Annotated in this window: 13 protein-coding genes; 2 read left to right on the forward strand and 11 right to left on the reverse strand. The window is 40.0% G+C overall.

The window, feature by feature from the left end; translation table 11 throughout:
- Nucleotides 1-46 precede the first annotated feature (46 nt).
- Nucleotides 47-799 carry an SDR family oxidoreductase gene (locus tag HC725_RS08880; protein ID WP_190331456.1) on the reverse strand — a complete coding sequence of 251 codons (753 nt, stop codon included), beginning with the start codon at nt 797-799 and terminating at the stop codon, nt 47-49.
- A gap of 156 nt (nt 800-955) precedes the next feature.
- Nucleotides 956-1,411 carry an HPP family protein gene (locus HC725_RS08885; RefSeq protein ID WP_190331457.1) on the reverse strand — a complete coding sequence of 152 codons (456 nt, stop codon included), beginning with the start codon at nt 1,409-1,411 and terminating at the stop codon, nt 956-958.
- 107 nt (nt 1,412-1,518) lie between these two features.
- Between HC725_RS08885 and HC725_RS08890 the strand changes: the two genes are divergently transcribed.
- Nucleotides 1,519-2,067, forward strand: coding sequence for a TetR/AcrR family transcriptional regulator (locus HC725_RS08890; RefSeq protein ID WP_190331458.1), 549 nt, complete (start codon nt 1,519-1,521; stop codon nt 2,065-2,067).
- 45 nt (nt 2,068-2,112) lie between these two features.
- On the opposite strand, the gene HC725_RS08895 is transcribed toward HC725_RS08890, so the two are convergent.
- Together HC725_RS08895 and HC725_RS08900 are read right to left on the reverse strand one after the other, a co-directional pair.
- The gene (locus HC725_RS08895; protein WP_190331459.1) at nt 2,113-3,657 is read right to left on the reverse strand and encodes a sensor domain-containing diguanylate cyclase; all 1,545 of its coding nucleotides are present in this window, start codon (nt 3,655-3,657) and stop codon (nt 2,113-2,115) included.
- A 222-nt stretch (nt 3,658-3,879) separates the two neighbouring features.
- Nucleotides 3,880-4,308, reverse strand: coding sequence for an organic hydroperoxide resistance protein (locus HC725_RS08900; protein ID WP_190331460.1), 429 nt, complete (start codon nt 4,306-4,308; stop codon nt 3,880-3,882).
- 156 nt (nt 4,309-4,464) lie between these two features.
- Between HC725_RS08900 and HC725_RS08905 the strand changes: the two genes are divergently transcribed.
- Nucleotides 4,465-4,896, forward strand: coding sequence for a MarR family winged helix-turn-helix transcriptional regulator (locus HC725_RS08905; RefSeq protein ID WP_190331461.1), 432 nt, complete (start codon nt 4,465-4,467; stop codon nt 4,894-4,896).
- Between the two features lie 36 nt (nt 4,897-4,932).
- Here HC725_RS08905 and HC725_RS08910 read toward each other — a convergent pair whose 3' ends face one another.
- The 7 genes from HC725_RS08910 to urtB all read right to left on the reverse strand — a co-directional run bounded on the left by HC725_RS08910 (nt 4,933) and on the right by urtB (nt 13,417).
- Nucleotides 4,933-5,763 carry an SDR family oxidoreductase gene (locus tag HC725_RS08910; protein ID WP_190331462.1) on the reverse strand — a complete coding sequence of 277 codons (831 nt, stop codon included), beginning with the start codon at nt 5,761-5,763 and terminating at the stop codon, nt 4,933-4,935.
- 96 nt (nt 5,764-5,859) lie between these two features.
- Nucleotides 5,860-7,431, reverse strand: coding sequence for a multicopper oxidase CueO (cueO, locus tag HC725_RS08915; protein ID WP_190331463.1), 1,572 nt, complete (start codon nt 7,429-7,431; stop codon nt 5,860-5,862).
- A 273-nt stretch (nt 7,432-7,704) separates the two neighbouring features.
- Nucleotides 7,705-8,958 carry a mechanosensitive ion channel family protein gene (locus HC725_RS08920; RefSeq protein WP_190331464.1) on the reverse strand — a complete coding sequence of 418 codons (1,254 nt, stop codon included), beginning with the start codon at nt 8,956-8,958 and terminating at the stop codon, nt 7,705-7,707.
- A gap of 99 nt (nt 8,959-9,057) precedes the next feature.
- A complete protein-coding gene (gene urtE, locus HC725_RS08925; RefSeq protein ID WP_190331465.1) occupies nt 9,058-9,753 on the reverse strand; it encodes an urea ABC transporter ATP-binding subunit UrtE in 696 nt (231 codons plus the stop codon).
- 2 nt (nt 9,754-9,755) lie between these two features.
- Nucleotides 9,756-10,619, reverse strand: coding sequence for an urea ABC transporter ATP-binding protein UrtD (urtD, locus tag HC725_RS08930; RefSeq protein ID WP_190331466.1), 864 nt, complete (start codon nt 10,617-10,619; stop codon nt 9,756-9,758).
- Nucleotides 10,616-11,809 (reverse strand): urea ABC transporter permease subunit UrtC, encoded by a 1,194-nt coding sequence (urtC, locus tag HC725_RS08935; protein WP_190331529.1) that lies wholly within the window; start codon nt 11,807-11,809, stop codon nt 10,616-10,618. The genes urtD and urtC overlap by 4 nt, the downstream gene beginning before the upstream one ends.
- An 18-nt stretch (nt 11,810-11,827) precedes the next feature.
- Nucleotides 11,828-13,417 (reverse strand): urea ABC transporter permease subunit UrtB, encoded by a 1,590-nt coding sequence (urtB, locus tag HC725_RS08940; protein ID WP_190331467.1) that lies wholly within the window; start codon nt 13,415-13,417, stop codon nt 11,828-11,830.
- Between the last annotated feature and the right edge of the window lie 25 nt (nt 13,418-13,442).

A 13,442-nucleotide genomic window follows, 5' to 3' on the forward strand; every position in this document is an offset into this window, starting at 1 on the left:
ATCAATAATTCTGGGTAAGTCTTTTGCAACATCCCAAATATATGAGCTATAAACCGCCAGTTAAGTCTAAATAATTGCCGGTAGAAAATGACGATTTTTCTGAAGCTAACCAATAAATCGCTTCTGCTACTTCACTTGGCTCCCCGCCTCTTTGCAGCGGAATAATACTCTTTAATCTTTCGACTCGCTCAGGCTCTCCACCATCTGCATGCATGTCGGTATAAATTAACCCCGGACGAACACAGTTAACTCGAATGCCTTCAGCCGCAACTTCCAAAGATAAGCCTTTGGTTAAAGTATCAATGGCCCCTTTTGACGCAGCGTAATCGATGTATTCATTTGGAGAACCAGAACGTGCAGCGCCAGAAGAGACATTCACGATAACGCCGCCTAATCCACCATGTTGAGTAGACATTCGCTTTACGGCTTCTCGGCAACATAAGAAGTAACTTGTAACATTATTGACCAGTATTGCGTTGATGCGTTCAGCAGTCATATCTTCTAAACGTGACTGCTTTTTCAAGATACCGGCATTATTCACTAAAACAGACAGATCGCCCAATTCCCGATCGACGGTAGAAAACATTCGAATGACATCATCTTCACAAGAAACATCCGCTTGAACGGTAATACACTTACCACCTTCGGCAGTAATAGATTGGGCTAGTTTGTTCGCCGATTCTGAATCCGACTTATAATTAATACAGACTGCATATCCTTCTTTTGCAAAAAGTAATGCTGTGGCAGCCCCAATACCACGCCCACCGCCAGTAATCACTGCCACTTTTTGAAGACTCATCAATACATCCTTATATTTTCAATAGCGGATTTCATCATAACGTTAATCAGTGAAGCGATCACCCACCGACCTTTTATAACTTAATACAAATATAGATTCTGTGGGCAAGCGATAAAACTAAGCCTTAAAGAATAACACCTCTAATGCTTCCTAGTTTTAATCCACAACATTTAATCTATCTCGCAACTGTTGCATCATTTTACCAAGTAGCACAATAACGACAGCGCCAAATAGTACAGGTGTGAATAAAAAAGCCCAACTTTGACCCGTTAACATAATTAAAAGTGGATTCGCTCCTGCTGGCGGATGGGTGGTTTTCGTGGCCAACATAGCGCTCACCGCAAGCCCTGTTGCCAGAGCCAAACTCAATGGTGTTACCCCAATATACTCCACAAAGAAAATGCCAATAAAAGCAGTAATGAAATGCCCCAAAATTACATTTTTCGGTTGAGCTAATGGACTTTCCGGTAAACCAAATACCAATACGGTTGTTGCACCAAACGGAGCCATCACCAAAGCAATGTTAGTTATTTCTGTTTCTGTAAACGTTAAAATACCAATAGCTATTGCTGCACCTAATCCTGCAAATATTGCTAAAACTAATCTATTCATTTCTATCACTCCAAGTTACAAAATCAAAGTAGACCACTTTGTCTACCAAAACATAGTAGACAGAGTGGTCTACTTTTGTCAATATAAGTTATCAAAGGAGAGATCGCATGAATGATAAACGACAAATATTATTAAATACCGCACTTGAATTGTTTTATAACAAAGGCATTAACTCTATTGGGATCAATGAAATACTTAATGTTTCTGGCATCGCAAAAAAGACCTTATATAATTACTTTGATAGTAAAGAAACTCTCGTCCTTGCAGCTCTTGAGCAAAGAAATTCTATTTTTACAACGTGGTTAGATAGACGCTTAACGGATTCAAAAGGAAATAATGAAGTAATTGAGAATCTATTTAATGCATTAACAGATTGGTTTTCAGGTACTACCGAGGAGTTAGGGGATTTTCGAGGCTGCTTTTTTATCAATACTTCAGCAGAATTTAGAGATCAAGACAGTAAAATTTCGAAGTATTGCCAGTATCACAAGCAGCAAGTACGCGAACTTATTGGTGAGTATTTATCAAATCCACATCCTGAATTATTAGATGCTATTTGTTTATTGAAAGAAGGCGCCATCACCACTGCTTATGTGGGCAATGATTTCTCTACTCCCAAAAAATGCATAAGCGTTTTACAACAACTGAAAATGTAAGTCGTCTTATATCGATTTTAAGCTATTAAGATCAGAGAGATTTACTTATTCATTCGGGGAATGATCGGTTTTATCGACAAACGCAAAGTTGTTTTTACCTTTACGTTTAACGTCATACATGGCGTGATCGGCTAGTTTAATTAACTCTTCTGGATCTTGTGAATCCTCAGGATACATAGCAATACCGATACTAGCGCTCACACTTACTTCAATATTATTGATATGAAAAGGTCTAGATAGAGTATTAATCATTCTTGTCGCAACCGAAGAAAGCATCGTACCTCCAACCACTTGAGTGATAACAATTAAAAACTCATCGCCGCCAATACGAGCGACCATATCATTATCACGCACGCAAGAACGCAGTTTATCAGTCGCTATTTTTAATAATTCATCACCAGCGGCGTGACCAAAATTATCGTTTACCGATTTAAATCCATCCAAATCTAAAAATAAAACCGCGACTTTTTCTTGTAATGCCGAAGATAGCGCCTTTTCAAGACTCTTCATCATTAATTGTCTGGTCGGTAATCCTGTCAGTGAATCATGGTATGCCAAATGTTGAATTTGTTTTTTTGCTTCTTTTTGCATAGTAATGTCTTCCATTACCGCAACAAAATGTTCAATTTGTCCATTAGCTTGTTTCACTGGTGCAATCGATGCCAGCTCCCAAAATTCATTACCTTCATATTTACTATTAGTCAGTAACTCCCCACGCCATATTTCTCCAGCGTTAAGAACCTTAGATATATGTTCTTTTTCAGTCTGAACAAATAACTCCGTACTAAATATACCTGCGCTTTGTCCAATTAATTCCTCTTCTCGATAACCTGTTTTTTCTAAAACTCTAGGATTTACATACTCAATAATCCAATTACTGTCGGTGATCACAATAGAAGAAGCCGATTGTTCAATCGCGAGTGAAAGGGTGCGCAACCTTGATGACAAAACAGAATATGTTTGCAAAATGAGTGTAATGGCAATACCACCAATCAAAAAAATAGCACTTAGATATAGCAATGTGGTACTCAGGCTATTTTCGATAACTGATTGTTCCGATGGAAAAAGGAAAGCCATTATTCCACGCATGAAATTAAATAAACCAAACAAGGCAAAGACAGTGGCCACACCATGCCCAGAAGAACGTTGTTCTTGATTATTAATCGTGAGCAAACTCATCACAATGGCGATACAAATAATGAGTATGATGGCAGAAAAAACCACAATCCGGATATTCTGGTTGTGTTCAATATAGTGAAAGTAGTAAAAAAGACTCGTTGCAACAGCAAGGAGGGATACATCAAAAAACAGGATAGGTTTTCGACCAATAAAGACCAAAATCCCTCGTGAAATAATTAGAAAACCAAGGATATAGCATAAATTAGCAATGATGATAGAAATGAAGTCAGGTATATAACCACGACCAGAAATGAGAAGACTTGCTAATGCAATCAGTGACATTCCAGCAGACCAAAACCCAACACCATTACGCTGATTCTGGACTCGCCAAAGAAAAGTAAGCGCAATAGCCGAACCAATAGAAATGAGAACAATAACAATAAGAAGGGTTCTATTATCAAGCACGAGCATGTTTATACCACACACATAATCAATTTAATGTCTTAAAAAACGAGCTTTCAGTGAATAGGAGAATGGAAAAAGTAAAATATTCACATAATGAGAATAGCTTAAATTTCAATCAGACGAGTCAATGCGAAGATTATAGAGGTATAAAAAATAATCACAAATAAAAACAACAAGCAGATTAGGCTGCTTGTTGTTTGATTAAAATTTGGATCTGAACTTAAAATATTAAATTACTGATAGTTCCACTGAAACATTACCGCGCGTTGCGTTTGAATATGGGCAAACTTGATGCGCTTTTTCAACTAATGCTTCTGCTGTAGCTTTATCTAAATCACCTACCGATATTGCCAATTTCACTGCGATACCAAAACCACCTTCAATTGGGCCAATCGATACTTCTGAATCAATGTGTGTATCTTTCGGTAGTGTCACTTTTTCTTGGCCAGCAACTAATTTTAGTGCACCGATAAAGCAAGCTGCGTAACCGGCTGCAAACAACTGCTCAGGGTTCGTACCTTGACCGTCATCACCACCCAAACCTTTTGGTGTTGAAAGTGCAACATCTAAACGACCATCATCTGATTTTGCTGATCCTTCACGACCGCCAGTTGCCGTTGCTTTTGCAGTATAAGCGACACTTTGTAATACGTTCATGTTAACTCCTGTTATTGATATGTTGTTTAAAATTATGCAGTCCAATAAAATGGACTCAATTACTTTGTATGCAAAATAGATTAGACCAACAAATTAAAAATTGCAAATAGTTTGCATGCAAATTAAAATAAAGACATCAACAATCAGAGATCTCACATGAATTACCCACAACTCAAACTTGATAATCAAATTTGTCATCGCTTGTACATGGCTTCTAACAGTATCGTACGTGCATATCGAGAAGTCTTAGTTGAGATTAATCTCACTTATCCGCAATATGTAGTGATGATGGCATTGTGGGAAAAAGACAATATCAGTATTGCCGAATTATTAGAAAAAACTGCTATAGACGGCAGTGCAATGACGCAAATGTTGAAAAAAATGACGGATAAATCATTATTAATTATAGTGAAAGATCAGCATGATGGACGAAAAAAAATGGTGACATTGCTTGCCGAGGGTAAAAAACTGCAACGCCAAGCCGCCAATATCCCTGAAAAAATTCGCTGCCAATTTCCAAGTATCGATCAACAAGAAGCCACCCAATTAATTCAATTATTAGACAAAATTAATCACGATTTAAGCTAACAATTACACGATTTTAAACCAATCGTATTTGTTGGATCAGCTACCTTTACCAACAATTTTGTCCAACATGCTTGAAGATAAAATTCGGCGCAAATAACCAAAAATATACGTCGCTTTTGTCACGTAATATCGTGGTTTTGGTTGCTTACTATCTAAGATTTTTTGAAGCTGCTTTAATACGGCTTCAGGCCCTAAAGTAAAAGGAGTAGACGATTTTTCACTCCCCAACCGTGCTAATGTTTTCTGATAATTATCTCGATGGCGAGATCCTTCAACATCAATATTCTGTTGCACTGCTTTGAATGAATTCGCTCTAAACTGACTGACAATCGGACCAGGCTCAATTAGGCTCACCGCAATATTGGTATCCATCAATTCCAAACGCAACGCATCGGTATAACCTTCCAGTGCAAATTTACTGGCGACATACGCACCACGATATTTCATTGCCACCAACCCCAATACAGAGCTGTCTTGCACAATTTTTCCATGCCCTTGTTTGAGCATTAATGGGATCACCGCACGGGTTAATTCATGCAAGCCAAACAGGTTCGTTTCAAATTGTGCTCGCAGTGCATCGGTCGGTAAATCTTCTATTGCCCCACCTTGACCATAACCTGCGTTGTTAAACAGGACATCAAGCTTGCCACCAGTAATTTGCATCATTTGCTCTAATGCCGTGTGAACAGAGTGTGTATCCGTAACATCTAACTGGATACAATGTAAGCCTAACGCTTTAAGTTCACTCACATCTTCAAGTTTTCGACAACTGGCAATCACTTGATAACCAGCCTGATGTAGCTGCTCTGCGCAATAGCGGCCAATCCCACTACTGCAACCTGTTATTAATATTGAAGTTTTTGTCACTAGTTTATGCCCTACTTATATTATAAAAGTATACCCAACAAATATCCGCCAACCTCAATAGAAACATCACGATACTTTGTCATTCATGTTAATAAATTAAGAGACGGTAAATTGCATCATCATCCCGGTATCTTCATGTTCTAAAATATGACAATGCGCCATGTAAGGATAATGTTTATCTGCCAAATGATTAAATTGTACTAGGATTTCAGTTTTTCCTTTCGGTAAGACGGCAATCGTGTCTTTCCATCCAGAAAGATGAGGGGCTGGTCGCTCACCATTCATTAATAGCACTTGGAAACGACATCCATGTATATGAAATGGGTGCAGCATCATGTCATTACCTTGGCTGATGACCCAATGTTCTAGCTGCCCTTGATGAACGTCTAAATCTATACGTTGCATGTCAAAGGGTTGACCATTGATGCGATTGATATCTTTCAGCTCATCTTTAGTCAGCAGAGTAACATTTTTATCATTCATATGATGTCCCTGCGCCATTGCCATTCGCTGAGTCAATGCTGACTTTCTCTTCATCATTAACATCATCGCTTGGGAGTCAAGATTTTCGCCCATTTCCAAAACAATTTCTCTCTTCACTTTAGCGTCTTGAGCTTGGTAACGCTCGATCTCTACCATTTTTTTCGGAAGCTCACCTTTACCTTGAGTCTTTTGAGGGTTAAGAGTTAAAAATGGTACGGTTTGGTTAAACGGAGGCATCATCATACCCATTTGATGCAGAGGTAAAGTCACAAAGTCAAAAGGCTTATCACCTTCAATCTTCACAAGAATTTCATAACGCTCACCAGCGACTAAATGCAATTGTTTAAGTGGTACTGGCTTTTCCAGAAAACCAGAGTCTGACGCAATAACATAAAATTCACGCTGATCTGACGTCGCCAATTGATAACTACGAGCATTTGAACCATTCAAGAAGCGCAAACGAACCCAGCCTTGAGGTACATCAATCTTTGGATGAATAGCACCATTAATCAATAATGTATCACCAGAAAAACCCATTGCTACATTAACAATATCCAGTAATTCATAGTCAAATTGACCTTGCGCATCGAATTTTCTATCTTGAATAATTACCGGAATATCATCGACTCCCCAGGTAGATGGCAGATTAAGCTTATCGGTAACCTCATCCTCGATAATAATTAATCCTGCAATGCCCTGCATCACCAACTCTGCAGTTTGTGGTACTTGATGCGGGTGAAACCAACATGTTGCAGCCGGTTGATTAACGGGTAGATTAATATTCCAATGCTCATTTGCTTTAATTTTTTGATGTGGGCCTCCATCATATTGACCGGCAATATCAAGCCCATGCCAGTGCAAAGTGATGGTTTCATCTAACTGATTATTAACCTGTAAATTGGCAATATCGCCACTACGCACTTTCAACGCTGGGCCTAAAAATGTTCCATTGATACCGGAAGTTTTTGTTTGAGTATTCACCATAAACTGAGAAAAACCAGATTGTACCGTCAGTTGAGTGATGTTTTCTGAGCTAGTTTCCAATAAAGGCGGAATAGGCAATGATGACTGGCTCTGTAGCGCACCTGTATTTGCCGAAGAAGTCGCCCATGAATAAGGTGGATTGATAGTGGTTAGCGCAACACTCGCGATTGCAGATTTTTTGATAAACTCTCGACGTTCCATATTATTCCCTTGAAGTACAAGTTATTTAATTAATATTGCTTATTTTTAAACAACATAGTTTTTAAACAACATAAAGTATGACCTTGCGGTAAGGTCAACAACATTCAAAGGTATGGAATTGAAAAGGAGAATAAATAAGAAGGAGGAGAATAAGCAGCATTAGTCACGGCTATCAACCCCTTCAGTCAATTTTTGAACGGTGAGTAGAAGCCGTGAGATAACAATTTTTTGTCGCCAGTGCAGAATCGATCAAAACACCTTTTTTAATCTCATTTACTTAGAATGTTTGCTTTCATTCCAAGAACGGAAATCACTGCCTGTTGGCGCTTGTGCAATATTTAATTTGAACTCTGGTAGTACCGCATACAAATGATCGAAAATATCAGATTGAATGCGTTCGTACTCAACCCACACTGTTGTATCGGTAAAGCAATAAATCTCAATCGAGATCCCTTCGTGAGTCGGTGGCAACTGCCTCACCATTAATGTCATATCTTTACGAATATGGGAATGGGCTAAAAGGTAATGTTCTAGATAAGCACGAAAACTACCAATATTGGTTAAGCGGCGACCATTAATCAAACTGGTATCGTCGATATTATTCTGCTTGTTATAAACAGAAACCTCTTCAGTTTTCGTTTTAATATAAGTTTCTAAAAAATGAGCCTTACCCAAACTTAACGTTTCTTCTTGGTTAATAAAATGAACACTAGTGGCATCAATCAACACGCTACGCTTTATACGTCGACCACCAGATTCCGTCATCCCCTTCCAGTTTTTAAACGAATCTGAAATTAAGGCATAAGCGGGAATTGTGGTTATCGTTTTATCCCAATTTTGTACTTTCACCGTCGTTAAACTGATATCAATAACATCGCCATCTGCGCCATATTTAGGCATTTCTAGCCAATCGCCAACACTAAGCATCTTATTAGCAGAAAGTTGCACCCCAGCAACAAAACCTAAAATAGGATCTTTAAAAACTAACATAAAGACAGCCGTCATTGCCCCAAAACCACTCAGTAGGATTAAGGGAGATTTACCGAATAAAACAGAGGCGAATAGGAAAGATGCAACAATAAAAACAATAATTTTTATACTTTGGATAATCCCTCTAATTGGCATATCACGACCAATTTGAGTTCGATTAAGTGCGGTATCAACCACATTAAGCAAGGAAAATAGAGATAACATGGCAAACCAAATAATCCATAACCCAACGACTGTTAGTATGACATCGCGGAATGCACTATCTGCTGAAAGCCATAAATTGGTTTGAATGGCAATCACGATCCCTTGAATCAACAAAGCAATATGGTTAAACAATTTGCCGCGAAATAATACATAGCGCCAAGTTATTTTTGATTTGTCTATACGATATTTTATCCAGACTAATACACCTCGATGAAGCACAATATGGATAACAATCGATATCAGAACAATTAAACCAAGGGCTTCTACAACATGAATAAATTGTGAATGTTCAATGTCATATCGGGTTAGTAAGTCTTTAAAAAACGTCAACATACAATAGACTTTCCAGAGTTAATTTTAAAAACCGTATGTTATCTGTTATTAGGCAGAATATATACCAAGCATAAGATTTGTTAACATTTTCTTTGGCCGCTAAACAGTCAAATGTTCTTTAATCAATTGCTCATTCAAATCGCCCATTTCACCTTTAGCTACCGCTTTACCACGATCCAATAAACAGAAGTGATGACCGACTCGACGCGCAAATGGTAGCTTTTGTTCCACCAACAATACGGTTAAACCATGTTTATCATTGAGCATACGGATGATATCGCCGATCTCTTGTACGATGTTAGGCTGAATACCTTCGGTTGGTTCATCTAAAATCAACAAACCCGGTTCAACTACCAACGCACGACCAATGGCGAGTTGTTGTTGCTGACCACCGGATAAATCCCCACCACGGCGATGCAGCATTTCTTTTAAGACCGGAAAAATTTCAAAGATAAATTCAGGGATTTTACGATCGCCACGTTTACGGATCGGCAAACCAATTTCAAGGTTCTCTTGCACCGTGAGCATAGGGAAAATTTGACGACCTTGCGGCACATAACCAATACCAATGTGTGGACGTTGCTCGGTAGATTGTTTCACAATGCTGCTGCCGTTAAAAATAATGTCGCCACTTTTAATAGGATTTAAACCCATAATGCATTGTAATAATGTCGTTTTACCCACACCGTTACGCCCCATTAAAACCGTGCATTTTCCTTTTTCGACCTCAACATCAAGATCCCAAAGGATATGACTTTCACCGTAGAACTGGTTTACGCCTTGAATTTTCAACATCCTTATTCTCCTAAGTAAACTTTTTTCACTTCCGAGTGCGCTTGGATCTGATCCATATTCCCTTCCGCCAAAACATGACCTTGGTGCAACACGGTAACTTGATCAGCAATTGAGCGTACAAATTCCATATCATGCTCCACCACCACCACTGAATGTTTTCCTGCAAGAGATTTCAACAATTCTGCCGTGCGATCCATTTCTTGATGTGTCATTCCTGCAACGGGTTCATCCACCAGCAATAACTTCGGTTTTTGCATTAATAACATGCCAATTTCTAGCCATTGCTTTTGTCCATGAGAGAGTACACCAGCCAATAATTTCCGACAATTCTCCAATCCAATCAGAGACAAAACTCCATCGATTTCATCACGTTGCTCACCATTTAACTTGCCGCGAAACGTTGACCAAGCCGTGCGTGCGCCAGTCATAGCCAATTCCAAATTATTCCACACGGTCAAACTTTCAAATACAGTTGGCTTTTGAAACTTACGCCCAATACCCGCGTTAGCGATTTGAGCTTCATTCATGGTCAATAAATTAGTTTTAGACCCGAGCCACACTTGACCTTGATCGGGGCGCGTTTTCCCAGTAATGATGTCCATCATGGTGGTCTTTCCTGCGCCGTTTGGTCCGATTATGCATCTCAATTCTCCTTCTTTAATGTACATATTCAAATCGTTGATGGCTTTAAATCCATCAAATGAAACTGATACGCCTTCCATGTACAACATGATGTTATGGCGAGTGTCGATCAATGGATGATTCACTGGTTTTAAGAAATCAAACACCTGATCACGACGGGTAAAATTATCAAAATGATTACCCGCAGATTTTAAAGGTGCCGATACCGATTCTAATACACTCATAAAGACACCTCGTTTTTGTCTGCTTGGTCATGTTGCTTTTGATTTGAGTCTGACCCCGATTTACTTGCCCAACGTTCTGATAACGCTCCCATTACGCCTTTAGGTAAGTACATGGTAGAAAGCACAAATATTCCACCTAAAGCAAATAGCCACACCTCAGGAAACTCTACCGTGAACCAGCTTTTGGCATAATTGATAAGTAACGCCCCCACAATCGCACCAAATAATGTGGCACGACCACCAAGCGCAACCCACACCACAATTTCAATCGAGTTAACCGGCGCAAATTGCGCAGCACTGGTGCTACCGGCTTGAGTGACATACAACGCCCCAGCTATACCAGCAAGTACCGCTGACAGCACAAATATCCATAACTTGATACTATCCACATCATAGCCAGTAAAACGGGTGCGTAATTCGGCATCTCGGATCGCCATCGCCACTCGACCTAACCGACTGGCGATCACCATACGACAGATTAAATACCCTAAAATAACCGCCACCACCGTGGTCACAAATAAACCCACTTTGGTGCTGTCTTGTTGCAAGCTAAATCCGAGTACATCTTTAAAGCCAGTTAAACCGCTGCTGCCACCAAATCCCATTTCATTACGAGAAAAAGCAAGCATTAACGCGTAAGTAAGCGCTTGCGTCATGATCGAAAGATACACACCCGACACACGAGAGCGAAACGCTAAAAATCCGAACACAAAAGCTAAGACACCCGGAACTAACATGATCATCAACGCAGCAAAAGCAAAGTGATCAAAGCCATGCCAGAACCACGGTAGTTCTTGCCAGTTAAGTGACACCATAAAATCAGGGATCAATGGATTGCCATACACACCGCGGTCGCCAATTTCACGTGTTAAATACATGCCCATCGCGTAGCCGCCAAGGGCAAAAAATGCACCATGCCCTAAGCTTAAAAGGCCTAAATATCCCCAAATCAAATCCACCGCTAAAGCCACTAAGGCATACGATAAATACTTGCCCATTTGCGTGACCGTAAACGAGCTGATATGGAAGAGATTTCCCTCTGGAACCACCATATTCAAAATCGGCACCACAATGGCTAGCGCAAGTAAAAACAAAATAGTGATTTTTCCGCCTTTGTCAGACGCAATAAACGAGCGACGAGAAGAAAAGGTTGACGGTGTGCCACCAGTTTTAGTTGTAAAGCCAGTCATACTAATCATAAATCCTCCTTATTCAGCCGCGCGGCCACGTTGTGGGAATAAACCTTTCGGTCGCTTTTGAATAAAAAGAATGATGAAAACCAAGACTAAAATTTTAGCTAATACCGCTCCTGCCCACGGCTCTAAAATCTTATTAAATAAACCTAGACTTAATCCGGCTACTAAAGTGCCCCATAAATTGCCAACACCGCCAAACACCACCACCATAAATGAATCAATGATGTAGTTTTGCCCCATATTCGGTCCAACATTCGTCAATTGAGATAACGCCACACCCGCCACGCCAGCAATGCCCGAGCCTAAACCAAAAGTCATCGCATCCACTCGTTCAGATCGAACGCCCATTGCACGCGCCATTGCACGCGCCATGGCACGATTTTGCGATACAGCACGAACTTGTAGGCCAAGTGGTGTTTTCTTCAAGACAGCCACTAAAGCTAAAAACACCATAAAACAAAATATGATGATGTAGAGGCGGCTATAAGTGATCGATAGCATAGGGTTAATTTGAAGAGCGCCCGACATCCAATCTGGTGTGCTGACGGAACGATTTAACGGAGAGAAAATACTGCGAACCGCTTGTTGTAAAATTAAGCTGATCCCAAATGTAGCGAGCAACGTTTCCAATGGGCGACCATACAATCGGCGGATCACGGTACGCTCAATCAGAATGCCGACCAATCCTGATACCACAAATGCCGCAGGAATCGAGATCAACAATACCGCACCAATATGATTTGGCATCAGCTGTTGAATGACATATGTGGTATAAGCACCAATCATGATCAACTCACCATGCGCCATATTGATCACGCCCATCACACCAAAAGTGATTGCCAAGCCAATGCCGGCTAACACCAAAACAGATCCTAAACTCAAACCAAAGAAAACCGTTTCAACGCCACCATAAATAGTTTGCTTTTGCTTGTATTGATTTAAGCCCAATTGCGCCGCTTTGGTAACACTGTCATCCGCATCACTATTCATTACTTGAGTTAAGACGCTGTACACTTGCGATTGCTTAGATTGTTCGATGACTTCAATCGCATCAATTTGTTCTGCAGTATTTGAACTGGTTAATACTTGGTTGATCGCCAAAGCTAACTCCAAAGCACGTTGCACATCACGGTCAGTTTCGACTTTCAGTTGCCCATCCATTTTTGCAACCGTTTTAGCATTAGTGGTGCCCAATAAACTATTGATCGCTTGTAAGCGTGTGGCAGGGTTTGAATCGGTAATATCCATGCGTGAGAGAACATCACGAATATCAGAACGTAAAGAGTTATTGGTGCGCACTTTAGAAAAATGACGTTTATTGTCAACGAGGATCTTATCTACAGTCGTTGAATCATTCAAAAGCGGTTGTGCCTCTTTACCAACGTCTAAATCCGGGATCACAAAGAAAGCATCATCCGATTTTCGAGTATATAAATTACCGTCAAGCCAAGGAGTTAACACCGCCTTTGCAGTCGCAAGGTCAGCGGATTGCGCTAACCATTCAATTGCTTCATTTTTATCGTTACTTTTTTTAGACAGTAATGCTGTTTTAACTTGATCTAATGACTGAATATCATCAGCTTGTGCACTGGCAGTAATCATTAAATTTACCAGCAAAAAGGTTGTG

Origin of the sequence: Vibrio sp. S17_S38 (assembly GCF_014694375.1) — a bacterium.
In the GTDB taxonomy this organism is placed as follows: domain Bacteria; phylum Pseudomonadota; class Gammaproteobacteria; order Enterobacterales; family Vibrionaceae; genus Vibrio.